The organism is Kamptonema formosum PCC 6407, assembly GCF_000332155.1.
Lineage (GTDB): Bacteria > Cyanobacteriota > Cyanobacteriia > Cyanobacteriales > Microcoleaceae > Kamptonema > Kamptonema formosum.
On sequence record NZ_KB235904.1, the window covers coordinates 1,922,680 to 1,939,682 of the forward strand.

The window sequence follows — 17,003 nt, forward strand, 5'->3', positions numbered from 1 at the left end:
GTTTAAATGTAGTTTGAATTCCTCAGTTAAATTTTTTGCGATTGAGGTAGGCTTCACAAAAAATCTGACCATAATCTTGAGTCATCTCCTCAAAAGTATTCAATGATTCTAGAACATATTTCGCATTCTCAGCAAGACGATGCCGCAGTGATTCATCTTCCAACAAAGATAACAGAGATGCAGCCAGTTCTTCCGGTCGATCGGGAGTATAAAATAAACCATTGATGCCAGGTCTAACTTGTTCTCTGATCCCAAATACTGGCGTTGTCACGATCGGCAAATCGTAAGCCATCGCTTCTAAAATCACTCTGGGAAAACTTTCTACGCGAGATGTGCAAACAAAAATGTCGGCTGCTTGATAATACTTTGCTGTCTCTGGAGTTTCGGAGACTAAACTTACCCGTTGTCGCAATTCTTCTGGCAATTCACTGACCATTCCAGTTAACTTATTGCTGTAAAGACTGGGGCGATTGCCGACAATAAAACATCTAATGCGATTATGCCATTTTTCAGGTAAATATGAAAGCGCTTTCACCAAGTCTTGCTGACCTTTGCGATCGCACACAGTACCCAACAGCAACATCATCACCTCACCTGGTTCAACACCCAGACTTTTCCTCGCTAAATCTGAATTTCCCGACCGATCTAACCTACTCAAATCTAACCCATTGTGAATCACTCGGAAATTGTGGTGGCTATTGAGTTGCCAATATCTATCCCGCGTCGCATCAGCCACAAAAATTACTTGATAAGGAAATCGAAAACATTCAAGTGCTCTAGCAGCGATTTCCGGCCCAAATCTGTCAAAATAAGTTTGCCAAGGGTCGCTTTCATGGACGTTCCACACCGAAGAAATACCTAGTTCGCGGGCAACATCTACCATGAAAAAGTTTTCTAAAGTATTGACATAAATGACATCAACATTGTAGCTATCAACCTCTTTTGTAAATATTCGGATCGCGCGATCGTAAGCATCGCGCTGATAGATATGTTCCAGCGGGTTATCGCGCACAATTACTTTCATACCCTGCTGTTCGTAAACCTCCCGTAAGGGCCCATCTGTAGTGCAAAATATAACAGGTTCAACTATTCCTTTAGAGAACAATTCCACAGCTATTTCATATTGATGTAGCGGCGCACCAGTGAAATCTAAAGAATTGCTGCACATCAACAATTTTGGTCGAAATGTAAGTGCATTTCTTCCTTCTTCCTTCTTCCTTCTTCCTTCTTCCTTCAAAAAGAATCGGCGGGGTTGAATGCGAAAATACTCATCATCTAAAGATAAATGAGGGCTATAAAAATCATCTACTTTCCGCGCATACTTGCGTCGATAGGCTGCAACTTCCTGCGGGTTATCGTTAAAACCCCTAGAAGTACCTTCGCGGTGCAGAAGTTCAGCATCAGGACAGTAAACTGAGCGATAACCCTGTTCTAACAAACGATATCCATAGTCAACATCGTTGTAAGCAACGGCAAAGTTTTGCTCATCAAAACCACCTAATTCTAAGAACAAATTGCGTGGTGTTAGCATACAGGCTGCTGTCACGGCCGAGTAATTTCGCGTTACCATTGCTAGGGAAAGATAACCCCGATTGTCGCTAGACATTAACTTAAAAGCATGACCAGCCAAACCATGATGCAATCCGTGAATTATCCCAGCGTGCTGAATCCTACTATCAGGATACAAGAGTCTCGCACCAACTGCACCCACTCCAGAAACCTGAGCATATCCCACCATTTGACTTAGCCAGCGTGGATTAATTACCTCAGTATCGTTATTCAAAAATAGGATATATTCGCTCTCAACTTTTTCTACAGCACGGTTATTAATAGCAGCAAAACTAAATTTACCGCCTTCATTTTTAATCCGCAAAACTTGATGATGAATTTGATTTAAATATTCCAGCGTCTTCGGATCGTCGCTTTCATTATCGATCGCGACTACTTGATAATTTTGATAAGTTGTCTTTTTGAGAGAATCCAGACAACCTTTGAGCAACATTAACTGATTTTTCGTAGGGATAATAATCGTCACAGCAGGCCCATTGTCAGGAAAATGCTGGGAGAATATGCCCAAATTTTCTTTACTTGCCCAGTCTGGTTGATATACACTACCCGCAATTTTTCGCCGTTCTAAAGCTTCTTGAATTGCTTTTTGACCGGCACCAAAACTAGCCGGTTTAGCGGCTCCTGATATTGCTGTAGAACCTGGCGCTGTTCGCCAGTGATATAATACTAAGGGTAGATGCCCAACTTGACGAGAAACTTCTGTAGCTCTCAACGCAAAATCGTAATCTTGTGACCCTTCAAACCCCAGACGCAAGCCGCCAATTTTCTCAAAGATTTGGCTTCTTACGACGCACAAATGACCGAGATACATATAGGAAAGTAGCAATTCCGGCGACCAGTCAGGTTTGAATTGCGGGCAAAATCGATGACCTTCAGTGTCGATTTTGTCATCGTCTGAGTAGAGGAAATCTGTTTCTGGATGTGCTGCTAGATATAAAGCAACTTCCCCTAATGCGTCAGGAGTAAGCTCGTCATCGTTATCAAGAAATAAGATAAAATCGCCTGTAGCAAGTTCGGCAGCGCTATTGGTAGCGGCGCTAATATTACCGTTTTTAGTACGAAAAGCTAGGCGAATCCGGCTATCTTTTTGGGCCAATTTCTTTAATGTTTCAGCAACAGTTGCATCTGTGCTACAATCATCAGCGATGCAGAGTTCCCAATCCTGATAAACTTGTTTCGTAACGCTGGTAATCGCCATCTCCAAAAATTCTATAGGTGGATTATAAACTGGCATCACCACAGAAATTTTTGGTAGTTTCTCCTGACACAATTCTAAACGAGAGATCAGATATTCGCGAGCGCGTTCGTTCCACTGATTTACATCCAGCCAAGCATCATAAGTATCTATTGGCTGCGGTACCACAAAACCACCAGGCAATTGTAAATCGCCTGACGAACTTAATTGTTTTTGTTGTCGATAAATCGTTACTACCTGACGCGCCACCTTTGCTATTTCCCAAGGCATAGGGAGAATTCTTCCCAGGCGCTGTTTCCTCTCTCCCATTCGCTTGCTGATTGCCCCTGCAAATCGGGAGACTTCCTGTAATTTATCTGCCCCTCGCTGCCAGACATTATAACGCGCTACAGTCAATATTTTAGGCGAGTGAAATGATAATACTTCTCCATTTTCTAGCTGAGCTTGTAGAGCAATTGGCCATTCTCCCGGCGGTAGATTAACTAACGCCTCAAACCCACTTTCATAACTGCCAACCCAATCAGGAAAAGCCTCGTTAACATCTTTTCTTCGCAAACCATAAGCACAATCAACAGCAATATCTCCACAGTACAAAGTCAAATTAGTAATTTTTTGCTCTGGATGACAACACCAACCTGCAAACAAAATTTGTCCTTGGCGTTGCTGCTGCTCTACTGGTGAATCAAAAGCTGCTTGAATTGTAGAAACTGAGAGAGAATAAGATGTAACTAAATGCCATTTTCCTGGGCTATCTTGCGCCTCTAATAGTAGCGTTTGCCTGCCTGCCAGTGGTTTAACTTCAATCCTAAAACCCGATTTTACCGCACTAGGAATATGGGGATAAGATTGACCTACATCGCCTCTGCCAATTCCATAAACTCCCTCGAAACTCTGTTCTCCAATTCTAGCTCGTACTGCTTTAATGCTCATCCTATTATGGAATAACCAGCCAGCAATTTCTAAGTTGCCACCGTCAATATTCCAGCTAGCAGGTGCATCTAGAGTTAAGAAAAATCGAGGCGATAAGTCCCGCAGGCGACGCTTTAAGTCGAACCATTTTTCCCTGATTTTCCATAATTTAGAAGACTTAATTGCGGCAATTTCGGCGCGAAATTCTTCAGCCTCTAAGCGTGAACGGTCTATTTGCGCCATAATTTCTTTAAATTCTACTTTAGTAGAACCTAGTTCGGTTTCTAGTTCTGCAAATTGAGCGGCAATTTCTTGTAATTGCGCTTCCTTTGCCTCAGCTACTCCCTGAGTCGAACCTAATTCAGTTTCTAATCTCAAAACTTTTGCTAAAGCTTCTTGAAATTGCGCTTCCGTACCTGCTAGCTTTACCTGAGTCGAACCTAATTCAGTTTCTAATCCCAAAACTTTGGCTAAAGCTTCTTGAAATTGCGCCTCAGTACCCGCCAGTTTTACCTGAGTCGAACCTAATTCAGTTTCTAATCCCAAAACCTTCGCCAAAGCTTCTTGAAATTGCGCCTCAGTACCTGCCAATTTTACCTGAGTCGAACCTAATTCATTTTCTAATTCTCTGACTTTTCCTTGAGCTTCACTAAATTGTTCTTGCCATTGTTTAAGCTCAGATTTAAGAATTTTCTTTTGTTTTTCGAGTTGGCGAATTTCTAGCCAGTCTTGAAAAACCCAAGACTGGGAGGAAGATTGCTTAATAAATTCAGCATCACTTACAGCTATTCCGCTACCAAGATTTAAGGCTTTCTCCTCAAGTTTACTGTAAAGTTCTAAAGCCTCTGGAAAATATTTATTAATCAAACTAGGTCTATGAGTTTGTAAAATTTCATTTACTAATAAAGATTTTTCAAAATTATCTGGTGGCGGTGCGGGTAAATCAACATGAAATTTGCTATTAATTGTTTCTACAAAATCATTAGCTTTATTGCCAATTGCATAAACATGAGCTAAAAAGCAACGTTCCGGGTATTGCTGATGAAATGCTAATACTTTTCTGTTATAGTGAATCCACATTTTAACAGCAATTTCCGGGCTATTTAACAAGCTATCATCCGTGGCCCTGCGGTACAAAGAATCTACAACTTCCCAAGGAGAACGATAAACAAATATAACATTGGCATCAGGCAGTAAATTCAGCCAAAAATTCAAGAAAAGAGTTGTGCGGGGATCTTTCCATCCCCAGAGGGAATAGCCTTTACTTTTGCGGATAATATTTTGAGCTTGTTCTACATATTCATCTGTAACTGTAATCTCCGTTTGTAAGGTAGACCCCAAATCATCTATACCTTGGGAGCACAAAACAGCCTTGTGAAACTCCACAAAGTCAACATTTTCAAAATGTCCCTTAACATTACCGTAGGCAGGGCCCACCAAGTTTTCGCCAATATTTACCCCTACTTTCTGAAGGAGAGAAGCTGTTAAAGATGTACCGGAGCGGTGCATTCCGGCAATGATAAAAACAGATGATTTAGTCTCAGTTACATTCATAAATTCTATTCTCTTTAGGGATTCCTAAAGCTATCCTCCTCATTCATTTTCTCCAGCTAACCCCATCGCCCGCTTAACTCGAAACCATTCCGCTCTCAACTTCCAAAATTTACTACTCTCCATTGCCATAATTCTAGATTGCGATCGCTCTTTTTCTCCTTGAGTACAGGCTAGCTGAATCTGAGTTTGCTCTAATTGTACCTCAACTGAGGCTAGCTTATTTTCAGTTTGCCCTAATTTTTTGTGAGTAGACAATAGCTGAGCTTGTGTTTGCTCTAATTGTCTCATCGCCGCAGATAGCTCAGTTTCAGTTTGCTCCAGTTTTTTCTGGGTAAATAATAGCTGACTTTGAGTTTGTTCCAGTTTAGCTTCAGTCGAGAGAGTCTTAGCTGCCGATTCCTTCAGTTTCAGAAGCGATTCTAGAGTACAATTTTCTATTATCCATTCCAGACCGCAATTATTGATGGCTTTGATCGTCACTATATCCTGCGGTAAAACCTTGTCTTTACCTAAATAACAAGACCAACCTGAAGACAATGCTCTCTGAGTTTTAAAATATTCAGCCACATCTTCCCGTTCATCAAATGGTCTGCATCTTTGTACAAGCTGACCATTGACAAGCACTTGTACTTCTTCGATGCTACCCTCATCATTAAAGTCTGCGGCCCAACCTTCTAGGTTAATTGTACCACTACGAGTTCTATATGCAACTTCCAGATAACCTTCCGGGTGATGTTTAAAGTTCAAACTTGAAAAATCTTTGACTTTTTCATTACTTACTAAATACAAGTCTTGATATCTACTAATTCCTTTTGGGATGCGATGAACAACTGCTTTGCCATCGCTAACCCGATCGATAATTTTAGTGATATATTCCTCAGTTACATAGGTAGTTCCATATTCTTCTTTATCTAAAGATCGACTTTCACTCAAGGGACTAAAAACAATTCCTGAATCTGGTACTTCCACATGAGCAGGTAAAAGTTCCATGTCCAGTACGCTGAACATAATTAGACCTTGAGGTAATAGTAAATCATATAAATTTTGCATCCAATTTACAAAAGTTTTTTCCGGCATATGACTGAAGAAAGAACAAGCCAAAATACAATCAAACTTCTGCTCAACTGCATAATCTCCGGGATTTGTAGTTGAGACAATACCATTGACACCAAAATATTCTTTTTGGAACTTAACCGCATTGGCGTAGATATCGGAAACCCAAATCTGTTTTGGGGGCAATTCTTGGATTAAAAAACGAGTAAAACGACCGTAACCGCAGGCAAAATCAAGGAAAGATGATACATTCTCAAATTTATCGAAATGCCATTCAACAACTTGTTTAACTGAATCTAAAATCCGGCGACCAATAGCATAGTAACGAACAACAGCCCGATCGCGGTCGTTATCTAAGTTGCTCAGGCTATATAAATACATTTCATCATCTTCGCAGATGTTGGGTTTGAAATCTTCGGGAAACTTAGCTTGATTTTGAATAAATACTTTGACAGCGGAGCTTTCTGGCGAATGTATATTCATTTTGACAGTAACTTGCATACTATTATTAAACAACCTCGCTTTCCTGTTCTTGATTAATGAAATCAGTATTCACAACAGTTAAGCACGGCTCGATTACTAAGTCAACAATCCCATTACTCTGAGACTCTGCACAAGGCTGCACTCTAAACATAGCAACATCAACACAGCGATCTAGATAAGTCAGATCGTCATCTACCATTCCTACCACGCCAGCATTGAGGAAGTAAACTCCTGGATTTAACAAGCATTTAAAGCGAAAATTTACTGTAACTGTTGTACCTGCTTCAACATATTGCACTGATTGAGATGCAGCATTTAAGGAAGAACCAGCCAACTCAAAACCGCTAATTGTTTTAATCAACATTCCAAAGCGGACTTTGGAAGTGGATTTAAAGAAAATCACTGAGTAAGTATAAATATACTCTTGACGACCAATCAAGTGATTAATTACTTTCCCCTTCAGTGTAGTGATGCAAGGATTGATGATTTCTGCACCACGAGAGGGATACCTTACCGTCTCAGCCGGGATCATTCCCGGATCGTAAAATTCATAATATTCTATAGGTCTGGGAGTTACTGTCTCTTGCTTAATTTCTCCATTTTTTGTCTCTAAACTAGAGTGATGATGATTTTCTGCTTCTTGCTTAACTAATTTATTCAATTCCCGGATTTCAGCTTTCAATTCTTCAGCTTTGTCTGGCTCTGCATAAATCATTTTCTGATATTTAGAAATTACTAACTTCGGAGTATGAGTCAGTAGCAATTCCCCATGATCCATTAAAATTGCCGACTTGCAAAGTTGAGTAACAGAAGAAGCTGCATGAGAGACAAAAAGAATAGTACCTCCTCTTTCTTGAATGATTTGGAGGCGAGCAAAACATTTACGCTGAAAGGCTTCATCACCTACAGAAAGAGCTTCATCAACTACGAGAATATCGGGATCTACGCTAGTGGCAACAGCAAAAGCTAACCTAACAAACATCCCACTAGAGTAAGTTTTGACTGGCTGATCGATAAAATCGCCGATATCAGCAAAAGCCGCTATTTGATCGAATTTATTTTCAGTTTCTTTTTGATTAAAACCTAGCAATTGAGCATTGAAAAATACATTTTGTCGTCCAGTAAATTCAGGATTAAACCCACTTCCCAACTCTAATAAAGCTGAAATTCTGCCTTTGACTTCTACTTCCCCTGTAGTTGGCGTGAGCGTACCGACAATAATTTGTAACAGCGTACTTTTCCCAGAACCATTACGCCCAACAATACCTAAAGTTTGCCCCTTGGGAATTTGGATATTAATGTCTCGCAAGGCCCAAAATTCGTCAGCTAGCTTCGTCCCAGGAAAAATCATTTCTTTTAAGCGGTCTACTGGATGTTTGTACCGCTTAAAACATTTGGACACATTTTTTAGTGAAATTACAGTTTCCGTCATGCCGAGATCAACACTCACTCACTCAAAACACCCCTACAATACATCAGCAAAGGCAGGACGCAATCGCCGATACACCAAAATGCCTCCGTAAAATACAGCTAGGGAGATTGCGGAGGCTCCTCCCCACTCGGCCCAGTGCTTCACTTCACCCAAAAGTATGATATCGCGATAAACTTCTGCGATCGCAGCCAAAGGATTTAGCCACAATATCCAAACTCGCCACTGTTCAGGAATCACAGTCGCAGGATAAACAATAGGGGTTAAATAGAACCAAAGATTCAGGATAACACCTAAGCTCTGGGGAATATCGCGCAAAAACACCGTTAATCCCGCAGCCAAATACCCCAAACCCGCCGTCAGCAACAACTGCGGTAGCCAAATCAGCGGCAGCAACCACAAAGTCGCGTCTAGCTTCTGAGACGACACCGCTACAATCGTAATCAACGCAATCAAACCCAAAGAACTCTCAATAAACGCCGACAAAATCGGCACCAGTGGCAATAATCCCAAGGGAAACACAACTTTTTTCACTAGATTAGGCTGTCCCATCACTGATACAGCAGCTTTTGTCAAACCGCTGGTGAAAGCAGTCCAAGGTAGCAAACCTGCGAACAGCCAAACCCCGAAAGTAATATTGCTATTAGCCGGGAATCCTTGCAGGTTCAGTTTCACCTTCAGAACAATTGAAAAAACATAGGTATAAATTAGCAGTTGCGATAACTGATTTAGCAGAGGCCACAAGTTACCCAGAATCGACCCTTTGTATTGAGCCTCCAAATCTCGCCGCACCAAAGTCAGCAGCAAATTAAGTTTTGTTCCTAACGGGGAGGAACCGGGAAACCTAATGCCAGTTCTCCCGGCCTTTTGAACAAAGCCTTTCATCGATTTCAGCAATTTTTTCACCCTCACCCACAGCCTACACTCACAAGTCAAACTTAGATTGCTTGATACCAGCTTTCTATAATACTACCCTGACCGACTATGCAAGGAGGGGGGATGGGGAGTTTTGAGTTTTGATCTCAAAAAGTCCGAAATTCCGCCATTTCTCGCTCTTGTCTGCTTTCCCCACATCCCTCTCTCCCTCTGGGCCACTCAAGTCTGTCTCTAGAGATAGGGGAAATTGCAGAATTCCGTTTAAATTGGGAGAAAGTAAAATTACCCGTCCGCAATTTGGAAATGGTACTCAGCTTAGAAATTCTTCACATATAGAGTGACTGTGGTAGTATCTGGATGGCTTTGAGTGGCTGAGGGATGCCAATCAGCTTGATTCCTGTGGTGGAGGAGAATCCAGGAGTGCTAGATAGGATGTCAGTGGGATACAACGTTTTTGCCCAGCGAGGTCAACCCGAACCCCTTCGCATTGGGGTAATTGGGGTTGGCAATATGGGCCAACACCACACACGAGTTTTGAGCTTGTTAAAAGATGTCGAACTCGTGGGTGTTTCAGATATTAATGTGGAGCGAGGGATAGATGTAGCTAGCAAATACCGAGTTCGCTTTTTTGAGGACTATCGGGATCTGCTAAACCACGTAGATGCAGTTTGCGTCGCTGTCCCTACTCGCTTGCACCACGCTGTGGGGATGACTTGTCTCCAAGCGGGAATTCACGTATTAATTGAAAAACCGATAGCTGCGAGTATCTCGGAGGCTGAATCTCTGGTAAATGCTGCTGCACAGTCGCACAGTATTTTGCAGGTTGGCCACATCGAACGCTTTAATCCAGCCTTTCAGGAACTCGGCAAAGTGCTGAAAACTGAAGAGCTACTGGCTTTAGAAGCTCATCGCATGAGTCCGTATTCTCAGCGGGCCAACGATGTATCGGTGGTTTTGGATTTAATGATCCATGACATTGACTTGTTACTGGAATTGGCGGCCGCACCAGTGGCTAATCTCACTGCTAGCGGTAGCCGTGCTTCTGACTCCGGCTATTTAGATTACGTAACAGCTACTTTGAACTTTGCGAATGGGATTGTGGCTACCCTGACTGCAAGCAAGGTGACGCACCGCAAGTTGCGTTCGATTGTAGCTCACTGCAAAAATTCTCTGACGGAGGCTGATTTTCTCAATAATGAAATCTTGATTCACCGACAAACGACGGCTAATTATGTGACTGATTACGGTCAGGTACTTTACCGTCAGGATGGGTTAATTGAGAAGGTTTACACCAGCAATATTGAACCACTTCATGCAGAATTGGAACATTTTGTCAACTGCGTGCGTGGTGGCAATCAGCCTTCTGTCGGGGGAGAACAGGCTCTTAAAGCTCTGCGCCTAGCGAGTTTAATTGAGCAAATGGCTCTCGATGGTCAAGCTTGGTCGTTGCAAGAAGATTCAGAATACAATTTGAATTCTTCAGCGGTTAAAATTGTTAGTGGTTAACAGTTAACAGTTAACTGTTAACGGCTAATTAAGGGCAGTATGTACCCAATTAAAAACTTTTATATTGGGTGTCATTGCGAGCGAAGCGAAGCAATCTCAAGGCCCTGAGATTGCTTCGCTTCGCTCGCAATGACGACATAGTTATTGCACAATGCTTTAATTACCAACTGCTAGGGGCTAGGGGAGCAGGGGAGCAGGGGAGCGGGGGAGCAGAGGAGATGGGGAAGATGGGGAAGATGGGTAATTAGCAATTACTAATTACCAATCAACAACTAACAACTAACAACTAACAACTAACAATTACCAATTACCAAATTGTTGTCGGAGAGAATTGGTAATGATTTCGCTGACAAGTTGATTTCCTTGGATGCTCAGATGAATATTGTCTCGATACAAGGTGGTTGGGTGCTGAACTGATTTAAAAATAGGAAGAAAATCTAGGTAAAGTATTTGCTCGGTTTGAGTAAATTCGGTAAGGCGGGTTCTGGCTTTAATTTCGTAATCACGGGGGTGGCGATCGCTAATTTCCCGCACTAAGGGAGTCATCGCTAGGATAAACTGGGCGTTAACAGAGGTAACTATTGTCTTGATTTGACGAATCGCTTCTATGTTGTAACCGACGATATCTCCTCTTTCCTTTTGGGGTAGCTCTAATTCGGGAAGGGGTAGGGATGGCAACAGGTAGCGGGTCAATACTTCTACTATGGCAGAAGGGGGTTTGCGGTTTGGGTAGTTGCGATCGCGTCCCACCACCCAAGAACTAGGAGCTTTAGCAAACAAATCATCTGTATTGATCAGCAATATTACTGCGATCGCCCCAAAATGACCAAATTTCTCTAAATAAGCTAACTCATTTCGCGGCCCCCAAGAATTAGCGGAAGCATTGAGCACTTCGACCTTAGACTGGGGAATGGAGGATGGGGAGGATGAGGAAGGTAGGGAGGATAGGGAAGAGAAAGATTTAACTTCCTCATCTCCCCCATCTCCCCCATCTCCCTCATCTCCCCCATCTCCCCCATCTCCCCCATCTCCCCCATCTCCCTCATCTCCCTTTCCTTGGGCTAAAAGTTGTGCCATCATTTCTGAGATAGTATGTAAGCGATCTGTCCACCAACCGCCATTAGCGATCGAATCTCCCAGCAGTAAAATCCGGCGAGTTGACACCGCAGGTATTGGCGTTATTGGAGGGTTACGCATGGAATGCTGGTTAATTTCAATCCGATTGCCAAATCGCCTGACACTCTGGTTAGGGGCTAACAGATAACCGCAGTCGGAATCTGCAATGTAAATCAGGGGATTGCCAAAGCCAAAGAACACCCGGAGACTTACTTCTACTACCACTAGCAATGATGCGGCGATCGCTAAAATAATCAGAGAAACTTTCACCAATAGCTTTAAGGAAGAAGAACTACAGGTATAAATCAGATTTTAGAGCGTTTTAGGCGAAGTTATGAATAAGGATACCGCAAGCGAGGGCGGCGTTACGGATACCTTTAAGGCATTCCTGGCGACCTTCTGATCGAACAAAGCCCCTCTGATTTCCTCAGAGGGGCTTTAATTTAGATAAACTAGGTTACTAGAGAGAACTCTCAGACTCTAATATTGAATCGGGACTTAAACGCAGCGATTAATCTGACCGAGGCCCCCGATTGAAAAAGTAAGGCTAGTTCAGCCTAAACTAAACGCCTGTGGACTGGAAGGAGCCGACTCCCCAGAATGAAGCAGGAAGCCAACATTAAGTCTGAGTCGTCAGATTTGAGTAAGTTTGGTGGAACGAATATTCGGAGCGAAATCTCCAAAGAATCCTACCCTCTCAAGGGGTGGGAGTGTCAAAAATTGGTGGTTTCAGGTAAACCAGTGGACTTAAAACAAATATTCAAAACACCAAACCCGATTATTGGCGTTGTACATTTGCAACCCCTTCCCACTTCTGTGCGTTGGGGCGGCAATCTCAAAGCTATTATCGGGAGAGCTGAGCAAGAGGCGACAGCGCTGGCTTCTGGTGGCGTAAACGGTATTATAGTCGAGAATTTTTTCGACGCTCCTTTTGCCAAAGACGAGGTAGATCCGGCTGTGGTGAGCGCTATGACGCTAGTTGTACAGCGGCTAATGAACTTGGTGACGCTGCCGATCGGAGTTAATGTTTTGCGGAATGATGGTAAGAGTGCAATGGCGATCGCCTCCTGTACTCAAGCCCACTTCATCCGCGTCAACGTTCTCAACGGTGTCATGGCTTGCGACCAAGGATTAATCGAAGGCCAAGCTCACCAACTGCTACGCTATCGCCGAGAATTGGGGAGCGATGTCAAAATATTAGCAGATGTTTTGGTCAAGCATGGTCGGCCCTTGGGTAGCCCCAATCTGACCACAGCCGTGCAAGAGACCATAGAACGCGCTTTAGCCGATGCAGTGATTATCTCTGGTTGGACTACTGGTAGTCCTCCCAATTTAGAGGATCTGGAATTGGCAACCGCAGCGGCGGCAGGGACACCAGTTTTCATCGGTAGCGGTGCTAATTGGGAAAATATCCCCAGCTTGATCTGTGCTGTTGATGGCGTAATTGTCTCTAGTTCCTTGAAGCGACACGGCAGGATCGAACAACCAATAGATCCCATTCGCGTCAGTCAGTTTGTGGAGGCGACACGGCGCAGCCTTAATGCCAAAGCTCAACAAAGAACTGGAGAATGGGGAGTAGAGACTGGGAACTCCCAATCTCCGATCGCTAATTCTCAAATCTAAAATCTAAACTCTAAATACGAGAAATGGTTCGCCGACGTTCAACCCCCTGGATTCACCGCTGGTCTAGAATTATCATTGCCGCGATCGCAGCTATCGGCGTTCTAGAAACTGCCTATCTGACGATCGCGAAATTAACTGGAAATTCTGTCCTTTGTCCGACTAGCGGTTGTGAAAAAGTGCTCAACAGCCCCTATGCCACTGTAGGTGGCATATTACCCTTGAGTTTGTTGGGTTTTGCTGCTTATCTCAGCATGGCCGCACTGGCAGTGGTTCCACTCGTCGTTAATTCTGAAACAGATAAAGGACTCCGCTCTAAATTAGAAAGCTCGACTTGGCTGGTAATCTTTGTATTAGCCACTGCCATGCCGATTTTTAGCGGCTACTTGATGTATTTAATGATTTTTCAGATCGGGGACTTATGCGTTTACTGCGTTAGTTCGGCTATACTCTCGATCTCTCTGTTTCTAGTGACTTTACTGGGCCACGAGTGGGAAGATGTCGGGCAACTCTTGTTTACGGGGACTATAGTAGCGATGGTCACGACGATCGGTGCCTTGGGTCTTTACAACAGCCACAGCGTAGAGACCTCCTCGTCTAACTCCGCCCCCGGCATTGCTGCCCCTGCTGTTACTACCGTTTCGGGAACGGCAGAAATCGCTTTAGCCCGCCATCTCAAGCAGATAGGTGCTAAAGAATATGGCGCTTACTGGTGTCCTCATTGTCACGAACAGAAAGAACTGTTTGGCAACCAGGCGGCAAGTATTCTGGATTACGTAGAATGCGATCCCAAGGGTAAAAACTCCCGGACTCAACTGTGCGAAGCAGCAAAAATTCAAGGTTTCCCGACTTGGGAAATCAACGGCAAGTTATATGCAGGTACGCAAAGTTTGGAGAAGCTGGCTGAGGTATCGGGTTACACAGGGCCTACCAATTTCCGAAGTTCACCCCCTAGATAATCTATAGAGAGGGGCTAGGGGCTAGGGGCTAGGGGCTAGGGGCTAGGGGCTAGGGAAGAGGGAGGAAGAAAGAGGGAAGGAGAATTATAGCGATCGCTAATACCAATTCTCCAAATTATTGACACAAGTTGTATTGTTGAGTTAACTTCAGAAGATAGACCTACTACCACTCCTGCTGCATAACTTTTTGAGAGAATTGGTATTACAAGAGCCTCATAACTTCTGCTTTCTTCCTTATAACTCCTGCTTTCTTCCTCATAACTTCTGCTTTTTGCCTCATAACTTCTGGCTCCTGCCTCCTGCCTCCTGCCTTCTGCCTCTGCATAAGAAGAAAAACTCTCCCTGATTTTGACAAATAAAGGTTAATTCCCAAAAACAGCCAGAGGTGCGATCGCGCCTCTGGCTGTTTTGTTTGTGGATAGGTTATCTTAAGAATTACCCGATAACTTTTAGCCCCATCTCCCTTCTCCCCGATCCCTTCGCCCTGGTTCCTGGTGGTTCCTGGTTCCTTGTTTCTTCTTTTTTTTCCTTCTACTTAGATGTTCAAGCGGCTCAGCAAAGCTTCAAATAATACGCGGGGAACCCTAAAAAAGTGGTGTAGAGAACGGCGAGTATTCATTACTGCTGCAACTGTTGCTAGTACAGTTATTCTCCTACGTTCCTTCGCACTTTTGCAGTTCTCAGAATTGGCGGCTATCGATCAGTTTTTTCGCTGGCGGCCCCTAGAACCAATTGATGAAAGAATTGTAATTGTGGCAATTAATGAAGCCGATTTACAAAAATTCGGCTACCCCATCCCCGATGGTGTGATGGCACAGTTATTACAAAAATTATACGCTGGTCAACCGCAAGCGATCGGTCTAGATATCTATCGAGACTTGACGGTAGAACCAGGCTATGAAAAATTGGTGCAAGCTTTTGAAACTATCCCTAACTTGATTGGGATTGAGAAAAGTCAGGATGAAAATAACTTGGGAGTACGCCCCCCTAGCGTTCTCAGTCAACGGAATCAGGTAGGTTTAAATAATGTTGTTGTTGATGCCGACGGCAAAATACGCAGAGCTTTACTTTATTCGTGGCCGGAAGGTGAAAAAACTCGCGAAAGTTTTGCGCTGAAATTAGCTTTAATTTACCTGAAAACTGAAGGTATTACCCCTCAGCCAGCAACGAGCAATCCTAAGTATTTACAATTGGGTGAGGGTGTTTTTGAGCGGTTTGAATCTAATCATGGGCCTTACATTCGAGCTGAAAGTCGAGGTTATCAAATTTTAGGGAATCTTCGCGGCCCTGTTGGTAGTTTTCGCAGCGTGTCGATGGCAGAGGTTATGTCTGGGAAGATGCCACCCGATTTTGTGCGATCGCGTATTGTTTTAATCGGTTCGACTGCAACTAGCCTCAAAGATTTTCAGCAAACTTCCTACAGCGGTGGTTTATTGGATTCGCCTAAACCTGTACCAGGAGTTGAACTTCAGGCTAATTTTTTGAGTCAGATTTTGAGTGCGGCCTTGGAAGGGAGAACGGGTTTTAAAGTCTGGTCAGACTGGGCTGAATGGCTGTGGATTTGGGGTTGGTCTTGGGTGGGAGCTTTTGTAAGCTGGAAGTTGCGATCGCCTCAACTATCGCTGCTGTTCCTTTTAGGAGTGAGTGTTGGTCTCACTACCAGTCTGTATTTGGCTTTCTTAGGGGGTTGGTGGTTGCCGTTAATTCCGCCTTTAATGGCGATCGCAGGGTCTGCTGCGGTTATAGTTGGCTATCTGGCTCACTTACAGGAAGAATTCAAACGCTCGAAAGAATTTTTGCAGACTGTAATTAATACAATTCCCGATCCAATTTTTGTTACTGATATCAACCACCGTCGGATCGTTTTGAATCAAGCTTATTGCCGCTTAATCGGTCAGCCACTAGAAATGTTAATCAGCAAGACTGATTATGATTTATTTCCTAAGCATGAAGCTGACATCTTTTGGCATCAAGATAATTTAGTGTTTGCTACGCAGCTAGAGTATGAAAATGAGGAAGAATTTACTGATGCTAGTGGCACTACACATTTAATTGCTACGAAAAGATCGCTGCACAAAGATGCTGCGGGTAATTTATTTTTAGTCGGTGCGATCAGAGATATTACTGAACGCAAGCGTATGGAAGAAGAACTGAAGCAAAAAAATGCTGAACTCCTACTTTCGGAAGATCGCTTGCGCTATCAAGCCTATCATGACGATCTTACTGGTTTGCCGAATCGCCAATTGTTTCACGAAAGTTTGAGTGTGTCTATAAAACAAGCTTCTGTTAAAGATCAATTAGTTGCTTTACTATTTTTGGATCTGGATGGATTTAAGTTAATTAATGATTCTCTCGGACACGATGTTGGAGATCTACTTTTAAAAGGGGTTGCGGAAAGGTTGAAAGGATGTTTGCGGGGTAGCGATACGATCTCGCGCTTAGGAGGTGATGAGTTTACTGTGATTTTACCCGGAATTCCGGGAAAACCGGACGCGGCAAGAGTAGCTGAAAAAATTCTGGATGCTATTACTCAAGTTTTCTTACTTGACGGAAATTCAATTGCGGTAACTACGAGTATTGGTATTAGTTTGTACCCCTTGGATGGTCAAGATAAGGAAACTTTGATTAAGAATGCGGATGCGGCTATGTATCGTGCTAAGGAACTTGGGAAAAACCGATTTGAGTTTTCTTGAATCAGACTTAGGATTTACTAGATTCTTCTTCTTTGTTCCTT

9 protein-coding genes are annotated in these 17,003 nt (G+C 43.3%); 4 read left to right on the forward strand and 5 right to left on the reverse strand.

Annotated features, from left to right (window positions below; genetic code table 11):
* Positions 1 to 22 precede the first annotated feature (22 nt).
* Genes OSCIL6407_RS0125310 through OSCIL6407_RS0125325 form a run of 4 tightly spaced genes read right to left on the reverse strand, consistent with a single transcriptional unit; the run spans position 23 to position 9,077 of the window.
* Entirely contained in the window at positions 23 to 5,227 is a 5,205-nt protein-coding gene (locus OSCIL6407_RS0125310) for a glycosyltransferase (RefSeq protein WP_019487822.1), read from the reverse strand.
* Between the two features lie 39 nt (positions 5,228 to 5,266).
* Positions 5,267 to 6,763 carry a class I SAM-dependent methyltransferase gene (locus OSCIL6407_RS0125315; protein WP_234708808.1) on the reverse strand — a complete coding sequence of 499 codons (1,497 nt, stop codon included), beginning with the start codon at positions 6,761 to 6,763 and terminating at the stop codon, positions 5,267 to 5,269.
* A gap of 25 nt (positions 6,764 to 6,788) precedes the next feature.
* Positions 6,789 to 8,195: an ABC transporter ATP-binding protein gene (locus tag OSCIL6407_RS0125320; protein ID WP_007357507.1), complete on the reverse strand. Its 1,407-nt coding sequence runs from the start codon at positions 8,193 to 8,195 to the stop codon at positions 6,789 to 6,791.
* Between the two features lie 33 nt (positions 8,196 to 8,228).
* Positions 8,229 to 9,077 carry an ABC transporter permease gene (locus tag OSCIL6407_RS0125325; protein ID WP_007357508.1) on the reverse strand — a complete coding sequence of 283 codons (849 nt, stop codon included), beginning with the start codon at positions 9,075 to 9,077 and terminating at the stop codon, positions 8,229 to 8,231.
* Positions 9,078 to 9,500: 423 nt separating this feature from the next.
* On the opposite strand from OSCIL6407_RS0125325, the gene OSCIL6407_RS0125330 reads away from it, so the two are divergent.
* Complete coding sequence (locus tag OSCIL6407_RS0125330) at positions 9,501 to 10,574, forward strand: Gfo/Idh/MocA family protein (RefSeq protein WP_019487823.1); 1,074 nt, start codon at positions 9,501 to 9,503, stop codon at positions 10,572 to 10,574.
* Between the two features lie 300 nt (positions 10,575 to 10,874).
* Here the strand turns inward: OSCIL6407_RS0125330 and OSCIL6407_RS35605 are convergent, their stop codons facing one another.
* Positions 10,875 to 11,960: an SGNH/GDSL hydrolase family protein gene (locus tag OSCIL6407_RS35605; RefSeq protein WP_019487825.1), complete on the reverse strand. Its 1,086-nt coding sequence runs from the start codon at positions 11,958 to 11,960 to the stop codon at positions 10,875 to 10,877.
* A 471-nt stretch (positions 11,961 to 12,431) separates the two neighbouring features.
* Here OSCIL6407_RS35605 and btpA point away from each other — a divergent pair, with 471 nt between their 5' ends.
* The 3 genes from btpA to OSCIL6407_RS0125360 all read left to right on the forward strand — a co-directional run bounded on the left by btpA (position 12,432) and on the right by OSCIL6407_RS0125360 (position 16,962).
* Positions 12,432 to 13,313, forward strand: coding sequence for a photosystem I biogenesis protein BtpA (gene btpA, locus OSCIL6407_RS0125345; protein ID WP_039962636.1), 882 nt, complete (start codon positions 12,432 to 12,434; stop codon positions 13,311 to 13,313).
* Between the two features lie 23 nt (positions 13,314 to 13,336).
* A complete protein-coding gene (locus OSCIL6407_RS0125350; RefSeq protein ID WP_007356879.1) occupies positions 13,337 to 14,269 on the forward strand; it encodes a vitamin K epoxide reductase family protein in 933 nt (310 codons plus the stop codon).
* 539 nt (positions 14,270 to 14,808) lie between these two features.
* Positions 14,809 to 16,962, forward strand: coding sequence for a CHASE2 domain-containing protein (locus OSCIL6407_RS0125360; RefSeq protein WP_007356878.1), 2,154 nt, complete (start codon positions 14,809 to 14,811; stop codon positions 16,960 to 16,962).
* Positions 16,963 to 17,003: the final 41 nt, after the last annotated feature.

What these genes read in the sequence shown, in the direction of transcription:
- OSCIL6407_RS0125330 (WP_019487823.1), top strand. Translation starts at nt 9,501, where the DNA reads ATGTCAGTGGGATACAACGTTTTTGCCCAGCGAGGTCAACCCGAACCC.
- OSCIL6407_RS0125310 (WP_019487822.1), bottom strand. Translation starts at nt 5,227, where the DNA reads ATGAATGTAACTGAGACTAAATCATCTGTTTTTATCATTGCCGGAATG.
- OSCIL6407_RS0125350 (WP_007356879.1), top strand. Translation starts at nt 13,337, where the DNA reads ATGGTTCGCCGACGTTCAACCCCCTGGATTCACCGCTGGTCTAGAATT.
- OSCIL6407_RS0125315 (WP_234708808.1), bottom strand. Translation starts at nt 6,763, where the DNA reads ATGAATATACATTCGCCAGAAAGCTCCGCTGTCAAAGTATTTATTCAA.
- OSCIL6407_RS0125320 (WP_007357507.1), bottom strand. Translation starts at nt 8,195, where the DNA reads ATGACGGAAACTGTAATTTCACTAAAAAATGTGTCCAAATGTTTTAAG.
- OSCIL6407_RS0125325 (WP_007357508.1), bottom strand. Translation starts at nt 9,077, where the DNA reads ATGAAAGGCTTTGTTCAAAAGGCCGGGAGAACTGGCATTAGGTTTCCC.
- OSCIL6407_RS0125360 (WP_007356878.1), top strand. Translation starts at nt 14,809, where the DNA reads ATGTTCAAGCGGCTCAGCAAAGCTTCAAATAATACGCGGGGAACCCTA.